The 7522-nt window shown below is 73.1% G+C and carries 8 protein-coding genes; 4 read left to right on the top strand and 4 right to left on the bottom strand.

All coding sequences use genetic code 11. The features are described from left to right. The coding region (locus tag GT042_RS17125; RefSeq protein WP_345943804.1) for a histidinol dehydrogenase at positions 1-298 on the bottom strand (298 nt) is incomplete at its 3' end. A 159-nt stretch (positions 299-457) separates the two neighbouring features. On the opposite strand from GT042_RS17125, the gene GT042_RS17130 reads away from it, so the two are divergent. The 4 genes from GT042_RS17130 (at position 458) to ybaK (ending at position 4470) form a co-directional block, all read left to right on the top strand. Beyond that, positions 458-2059: an oxidoreductase gene (locus GT042_RS17130; RefSeq protein WP_161309588.1), complete on the top strand. Its 1602-nt coding sequence runs from the start codon at positions 458-460 to the stop codon at positions 2057-2059. Between the two features lie 103 nt (positions 2060-2162). Continuing rightward, complete coding sequence (locus tag GT042_RS17135) at positions 2163-3191, top strand: hypothetical protein (protein WP_161309584.1); 1029 nt, start codon at positions 2163-2165, stop codon at positions 3189-3191. A gap of 5 nt (positions 3192-3196) precedes the next feature. After that, the gene (locus tag GT042_RS17140; protein ID WP_161309585.1) at positions 3197-3937 is read left to right on the top strand and encodes an LON peptidase substrate-binding domain-containing protein; all 741 of its coding nucleotides are present in this window, start codon (positions 3197-3199) and stop codon (positions 3935-3937) included. Positions 3938-3963: 26 nt separating this feature from the next. Further along, positions 3964-4470, top strand: a complete 507-nt coding sequence (gene ybaK, locus GT042_RS17145) for a Cys-tRNA(Pro) deacylase (RefSeq protein WP_161309586.1) — start codon at positions 3964-3966, stop codon at positions 4468-4470. A gap of 218 nt (positions 4471-4688) precedes the next feature. Here ybaK and GT042_RS17150 read toward each other — a convergent pair whose 3' ends face one another. The 3 genes from GT042_RS17150 to GT042_RS17160 all read right to left on the bottom strand — a co-directional run bounded on the left by GT042_RS17150 (position 4689) and on the right by GT042_RS17160 (position 7366). Continuing rightward, complete coding sequence (locus GT042_RS17150; RefSeq protein WP_345943805.1) at positions 4689-5369, bottom strand: hypothetical protein; 681 nt, start codon at positions 5367-5369, stop codon at positions 4689-4691. A 34-nt stretch (positions 5370-5403) separates the two neighbouring features. Beyond that, complete coding sequence (locus GT042_RS17155) at positions 5404-6207, bottom strand: ABC transporter permease (RefSeq protein ID WP_345943806.1); 804 nt, start codon at positions 6205-6207, stop codon at positions 5404-5406. A 187-nt stretch (positions 6208-6394) separates the two neighbouring features. Continuing rightward, complete coding sequence (locus tag GT042_RS17160; RefSeq protein ID WP_161309590.1) at positions 6395-7366, bottom strand: ABC transporter ATP-binding protein; 972 nt, start codon at positions 7364-7366, stop codon at positions 6395-6397. Positions 7367-7522 lie beyond the last annotated feature (156 nt).

The raw sequence follows: 7522 nt of genomic DNA on the forward strand, positions 1-7522 counted from the left end.
GGTGGACGAGCCTGGCGCGCCGGGCGGACTCCTCCAGCGCGGCCCGTACGGCCGGGTCGAGCCCCGCCAGGGCGTCGGCCAGGGCCGCCGCGGGCACCCGGACGCGGGTGAGCTTCACGCCGTCGAACTTCTCCGCGTACTCGATCAGCGCTTCCGTACCGCGATGGTGCACGTCCTCGCAGATGGGCCGCACCTTCTCCAGGGCGGCTTCCACGTCGAACTCGGCTCGGGGCAGCAGGTCACGGAGCGCGGAGCCCTCGGGGAGGGCGCCGCCGCGCAGATCGATTCGTGAGATCACGCGGTCAATTCTCGCAGACGGCCTCCGGCCGCCGGACGCGAGTATCACTGGCTGATACATGCCCCGTCAGGCTCATGTCACCACTAGCGTTCAGGCCGTCACCCAGGGGGAACACCATGAGTAACGACGTGACGAGGAAGCGGAGGAGCGGCGGTGACCGTGACCGAGCCGCAGGAAGGTGAGGCGCCCGACTGGCTGAGCGCGGCGGAACTGGGCATGTGGCAGGCCTTCCGGAACGGCAGTACGTACGACCTCTCCACGTACGACCCCCGGCGGGACGATCCCTTCGACCCGCACGGCTGGGGCGCCAACCGCAGCGTACGTGCCAGGGTCATCGCGTTACTCCTGCTCAGCGGCCCTCCGGCGCTCCCGGGCCGGGTCGCCGCGCTCAAGATGCGCGGGGTACGGATCACCGGGACGCTCACCCTCGCGGGCGGCACGATCGCGCCGTACGTCGAACTGGACCGCTGTCTGTTCGACAACGAGATCGTGCTCCCCGAGTCGCACTTCACGACGCTGCGCATGGCGGGCTGTGCCATACCGCGCCTGGAGGCCGCCCGGCTGCACACGGAGGGTGACCTTCATCTGCCGCGCTGCCGGGTCGAGCGCGGGATACGGCTGACGGACGCGCAAATCGGTACGGATCTGCTGATCAGCCAGATCGAGGTGCGTCCCGACCGGATGGGCCGGGCGATCACCGCCGACGGCATGACGGTCGCCCAGGACCTCCAGGCCGATCAGATCGAGACATACGGCGAGGTCAGTCTCCGCGGCGCCAAGGTCGGGGTGTCGCTGAGCCTGCGCGGCAGCCGGCTGCGCGCCCCGCGCGACCGCCGGGCGCTCAACGCGCCGCGCCTGACGGTCGAGCGCACCCTCCACATGACCGGCGCGTGGGTGACGGACGAGGCCTCGGGCTCCGGTTCCACTCCCCCGTACGGCGTCGGGATCTCCGGCGGCCCGCCGCCCGGCACCCGGGTGCAGCCCTTCGAGTGCCGGGGCGGGGTGCGGCTGGACGACGGCCGGTTCGGCGACGCGGTCGACCTCGACCAGGCGCGGTTCGTCCTGATGGCCGGGGAGGAGCTGTCGCTGCGCAGGATCGTCACTCCTGAGCTGCGGTTCACGTGCGAACGCCCCGAGGAGGGACGGGTCGTGCTGAGCGGGGCGAGGATCGTCACCCTGGTCGACGTGTCGACCAGCTGGCCGGGGCCCGGCGGGCTCGCCATGGGCGGCTTCGTCTACGAGAACCTCGTGTGGGTCGGTCACTTCCCGCTCGGCCGCCGCCTGGAGTGGGTCGCGGCGGCGACACCCGAGTACGCGCCGGAGCCGTACGAACGGCTCGCGCAGGTCCTGCGCAACAGCGGCGAGGACGCCGACGCGCGCGAGGTGCTCCTCGTCAAGCAGCGCCGCCGCCGGGAGACGCTGCCGCTCGCCGCGAAGCTCTGGGGGTATCTCCAGGACTGGACGGTGGCGTACGGCTACCGCCCCGGGCGGGCGGCGCTGTGGATGGCGGTCCTCTGGGCGGGCGGCACGTTCGCGTTCGCCCGTCACGCCCCGCCGCCGCTCAAGGCGACCGAACACCCCGAATGGAACCCGGCCCTCTTCGCGCTGGATCTGCTCGTACCGGTGATCAATCTCGGCCAGGACGGGTACTGGCGGCTGGAAGGCGGCTGGCAGTGGACCGGAGCTGTGCTGGTCATGCTCGGATGGATCCTCGCCACCACCGTCGCGGCCGGCGCCTCCCGTCTCCTGCGCCGCGGCTGACCCCCCTTTCTTTACCCTGCCTTGACCTGGGCGGCTACAACCTTTCCACCCCTACGAAAGCTTCACAGCAGCCCTCTGGCGCGGCCACGACCTGCGGTTTTCAATGGTCGGCACCATGTCATTGCTCCGCGCCCTGATCAGCACCGCGCGTATGGTCCGGCACACCCCGCTGCTCGCCGCGGGGCAGCCGCCCGACGACGCCGTACTGCTCGACGCCCCCGACGAGCGGCTCGCTCCCGTGCTGGTCTCCGCCGCTCTCGGCGCGTACGAACAGGCCGCGAAGCTCCTCGCGACCACACGTGAATCAGCCGAATGGGAGAACCGGGACCGCTATGTGAGACGGCTGGCGGCGTTCGCCCACGGCCGTCAGGAATGGCTCACCGACTGGCTCGCGGTGGCGCCCCGTGATCCGGACGCGCTGCTCGTCAAGGCCGAACTCGCCGTCCGCAGGGCGTGGGAGTCCCCGGCGCGCGCCGAACGGCTGCGCGAGATGGGCCCGCTGATCGACGCGGCGGCCGACGGCGATCCGCGCGACCCGGTGCCGTGGCGCCTGGCGCTCGACCACGCGCGCGGCACGCACGCCACGCACTCCGCCTTCGAAGAGCTCTGGGCGCAGGCCGTGCGGCGCTCCCCGCACCACTACGGGTGCCATGTCGCCGCCCTCCAGTACCTGTCGGCCCTCTGGTACGGCTCGCACCGCGAGTGCTTCGACTTCGCCGAACAGGCGGCGCACGACGCGCTGCCCGGCTCGCTCGTCCAGGCGCTCCCCGTGCGGGCCGCCTTCACCCTGCTGATGAGCGGCGACCCCACCTCCGTACAGGGGGACCGGATCGACGCGGCGGCCGACCTGGCCGTCGCGGTGTCCGCGCGGTACGAGGCGGGCGATCCCTGGCCGGCCGAGGTGCGCAACCTTCTCGCGTACGTCCTGGTGGGGCGGGGCCGCTGGGCGGAGGCGCTGGAGCAGTTCCGGCTGGTCGGACCGTACGCGACGTCCTTTCCGTGGACGTGTTTCACCGACGATCCGCTGGGCCGGTTCCTCGAAACCCGGGACGGCGTACGGCTCCAGGTGGCCGCCGAAATGCCTTTGCGGGCCCGAGCAGACCGGAGAAGGCCCCGGGGCCATTACGCTTGAGCGTTGTGACCACCGCACACCTCCCTCTCTTCCCGCTGAACGCGGTGCTGTTCCCGGGCCTCGTCCTGCCCCTGAACGTCTTCGAGGAGCGCTATCGCACGCTGATGCGCGAGCTGTTGAAGACGGACGAGTCCGAACCGCGCCGCTTCGCCGTGGTCGCCGTCCGCGACGGGCACGAACTGTCGCCGACCGCCCCGGGCCTGCCGGACCGGGCGCCCCTGCCCGAGCGCGGCCCCACCGACGGCTTCGGCCCCGAACCCATGGACGCCTTCCACCACGTGGGCTGCGTCGCGGACGCGGCGACGATCCGTGAACGCCCCGACGGCAGCTTCGAGGTGATGGCCACCGGCACCACCAGGATCCGGCTGCTGTCCGTCGACACGAGCGGCCCCTATCTGACGGCCGAGGTGGAGGAACTGCCCGAGGAGGTCGGCGAGGGCGCGTCCGCGCTGGCGGAGGGGGTGCTGCGGGCGTTCCGCAACTACCAGAAGCGGCTGGCGGGCGCGCGTGAGCGCACGCTGGCGACGGGCGACGAACTGCCCGACGAGCCTTCGGTGGTGTCGTACCTGATCGCGGCGGCGGCGGTGCTGGACACGCCGTCGAAGCAGCGGCTGCTGGAGGCGCCGGACACGGCGGCGCGGCTGAAGGAGGAGCTGAGGCTCCTCCGGTCGGAGACGGCGGTGATCCGCCACCTCCCGTCGCTGCCGGCGGTGGACCTGACCAGATCGCCGACGAGCCAGAACTGACGGACCCGAGGCGAGGAACCCCACCGGTGGCGAAGCCCAAGAAGAAGAACCAGCCCGGCTCGGGGGGCACCCCGGCAACGGTCGCCCTCACGGCGGCGGGCACGGCGTACACCCTGCACGCGTACGAGCACGACCCCGCGTCCGCGTCGTACGGCGAGGAGGCGGCGGAGGCCCTGGGCGTGTCCCCGGACCGGGTCTTCAAGACCCTGGTGGCCGACGTGGACGGCGAACTGACCGTGGCGGTGGTCCCGGTGGCCGGCTCCCTGGACCTCAAGGCCCTGGCGTCGGCGGTGGGCGGCAAGCGGGCGTCGATGGCGGACCCGGCGGCGGCGGAACGTACGACGGGTTACGTACGGGGCGGAATCTCCCCCCTGGGCCAACGCAAGCGCCTGCGCACGGTCCTGGACAGCTCGGCGGAGTCCCACACCACGATCTGCGTCTCGGCGGGCCGCCGTGGCCTGGAGGTGGAACTGTCCCCCGGCGCGCTGACGACCTTGACGTCAGCAACGCTGGCGCCGATCGCCCGCCCCTGACCCACTCAAGCCCGCGCGGGCAAATCAAGCCAGGCGCACACCCAGCCCGTCCGGCGCTTGAGGACACCACCCACCGGGCCGCACGGCCCCATCCCGCCCGCCCAGGCACACCCCCAGCCCGTCCGGCGCTTGAGGACACCCACCCACGGGCCCGCGCGGGCAAATCAAGCCCGTCCGGCGCTTGAGGACAAAGGCGTCAGGCGGACGCGCCCGCACCCTCACGGCTTCCCCGCCCCCGGCGGCGCCCCCGCGAACCCACTCCAGTCCCACTCCGGCTCCGGATCCCGAGGCCCGAACACCGCCGTCAACGCCAGGTTGACGACCATCGCCGCCACCGGCCACGCCAACAACGCGCCCTTCGCGTTCAGCTTCAGCGGCGCGTCAAACGTGACGCCCTTCCCCACCTCACGCGCATGCGCCACCACATCCGACGTCGGCCCCAGCCACACGCCGACCTTCCACGCCAGGAACGACCCGACCAGCCCGCCCAGCACCAGCCCCACCACCACCGCGACCCCGCCCCGCTTGCGGAACAGGAAAACAGCGGCGGCGGCGATCGCGCCGAACCCGAGGCCCAGCAGCGCGAACGTACCGTCCGCGCCGATCGCCTCCTCGCCCTCCGTGTCCTTGAGGAAGACCGCCGTATCGTCCGAGACCAGCGGGATCCGCGGCGAGAGCCACAGCCACAGCAACCCCAGCAGCACACCCGCCACCGCGAGCGCCACCGTCACGACCACGGCCGTCCGCACCTCGGCGCCGACTCCCGCGCCGGTGTCGGACGGGTCGCCCGGCAAGGATCCGCGAGATCCGCGAGTTCCGGGATCGCCGGAAGCACCGTCCGGCGGCGTCTGCCACGGATCGTGTCGCGGCTGGTGAGGCGGTGTCAGGGGTGCGGTCACCCTGCCATCGTGCCAGGCCCGCCGCACACCCGCCTCACCGGACCGCCGCACGCCGGTACGCCCACGTCGCGACGGCCAGCGAGACCACACCGACCGCCGCGCAGACCCCCAGGTCCAGGAAGACCGCCAGCCAGTCGGGACGCGCGTCGAAGGAGCGGGAGAGCGCCTCCACGCCGTACGTGGACGGCAGCAGGTCCCGCGCCCAGGTGACCGGCTCCGGCAACCGGTTCGCCGGCAGCACGCCCAGCAGCAGGGCCGCGGACATGCCGAGCTGCCCCAGCAGCGTCGCCAGCTCAGGACGCGGCGCGAGCAGGCCCAGCGCCGCGCCGAGCCCGGCGAGCGCCGCGCCGGCCGGAGGGATCACGAGCAGCAGCACCCACAGATGGGCCAGCGGCAGCTGGAAGAGCACGCTCCCCGTGACCGCCGTGAACACCGCGCCAGGCACCGTGAACGACGCGTACGCCGCCGCCGTACCCAGCACCACCGCGGCCGGCGGCACCGGCAGGGTCGCGAAGTGGTCGAGGCCCCCGCTGGCCCGCAGGTGCCCGAAGTACTGGGCGAGCAGATTGAGCGCCACGAACGCGACCACGAGCACACTGGCCCCGGCGACGACCGCCCGGGACTCCTCCGCCCCGTTCACGACCCCCCGCATCAGGACCATGATCCCGACGGACTGGAAGGTCGCGACGAACAGCAGCGGTATCCGGGCCACCCGGGCCCGGGACATCTGGGCGCGGTACACGGCGGCCAGCGCGGGGAACAGCCGCGCCCTCGGCGCGAGCGGCGCGGGCGCCCCGTCCGTCGTGGTCCCCGCAGGGCCGTCCCGGACCACCCTCACGCTCCCGCCGCCTCGCGCGGACACGGCCTCCGCCGGCACGATGCTCACCTGGCGATGCTCCTGTTCGTAGACGCGGACGGCTCCGGCGCGGGGGCGGTGCTCGGCGCGGGGGCCGAGTGCGTCCGGCTGGTACGGCTGATACGACGCGCACGCTCGCCCAGGGCCCCGTACGGCACCTCGTACGGGCTCACGCCTTCACCAACCCCTTCGCGCGGCCTCCGAGCGCCAGGTACACGTCCTCCAGACTGGGCGTCGCCAGCGTGAAGTCGTCCAGCGCCGCGAAGGCCGCGCCACCGGTCACCGCGGCGACGGCGGCCCGCGCCTCGTCGGGGGCGAGCCGCAGCACCCACCGGCGCCCCGACTCCTGCGCGGACCCGCGCAGCGCGGCGACCTCGGGCACGTCCAGCGGCGCGCGCTCGCGCCACACCAGCTCCACCCGGACCTCCCCCGCGACCTGCTCCTTGAGCCCGGCGGGGGTGTCGCAGGCGATGACCTTGCCGCGTTCCAGCACGGCGACGCGGTCGAGGACGGTCTCGGCCTCGATGACGTTGTGGGTCACGAGCACCACGGTCGCGCCGTGCTCGGCCCTTCGGCGGTCGACGGCGGCCCAGACCGCGCGGCGCGCGATCGGGTCCATGCCGGTGGTGGGCTCGTCGAGGATCAGTACGGGGCGTTCGCCGACCAGCACGGCGGCGAAACAGGCCAGCCTCCGCTGCCCGCCCGAGAGCTTCTTGAGCGGGCGCCCGGCGATCCCGGTGAGCCCCAGCTCCTCCAGCACTGCGTCCCGCTCGGCGCGGGCCGCGCGCAGGGTGAGCCCACGGAGGCGGCCCGTGGTCTCGGCGGCGAGGGCGACGGTCAGCTCGTCGAGCGCGGTCGATTCCTGCCCGAGGTAGCCGATGAGCCGGGCCGCGCGCTCGGGGTGGCCCACGAGGTCGTGCCCGAGGAGTTCGACGCTGCCGGAGTCGGGGCGCATGAGGCCGGTGAGCTGGCGGACGAGGGTGGACTTGCCGGCGCCGTTGGGCCCGAGCAGCCCGAAGATCTCCCCACGGCGCACGTCGAGACTGATGCCGTCGGTGGCACGGACTTCCGGGGTCGCCGGGGTGCCACGTCTGGCGCGCGCGGCGGGGTACGTCTTGACGAGATCGCGGACGACGCACACCGTACTCACGTCCTTGAGCGTACGGGGTGCGGGCCCCCACCAATGCCCCGGGGTCGAGAGCCCCGGGCGTCTGCCCGGTGCGCGGGCGCGGCTTACTGATTGTCCTCAATCGCCGGACGGGCTTGATTTTGCCCGCTGCGGCCCGGCTCTTATCCG

The sequence above is a fragment of the Streptomyces sp. SID3212 genome, from assembly GCF_009865405.1.
GTDB lineage: Bacteria > Actinomycetota > Actinomycetes > Streptomycetales > Streptomycetaceae > Streptomyces.

Coding starts and splice junctions, on each gene's coding strand:
- GT042_RS17135 (WP_161309584.1), top strand. CDS start 2,163: ATGGTCGGCACCATGTCATTGCTCCGCGCCCTGATCAGCACCGCGCGT.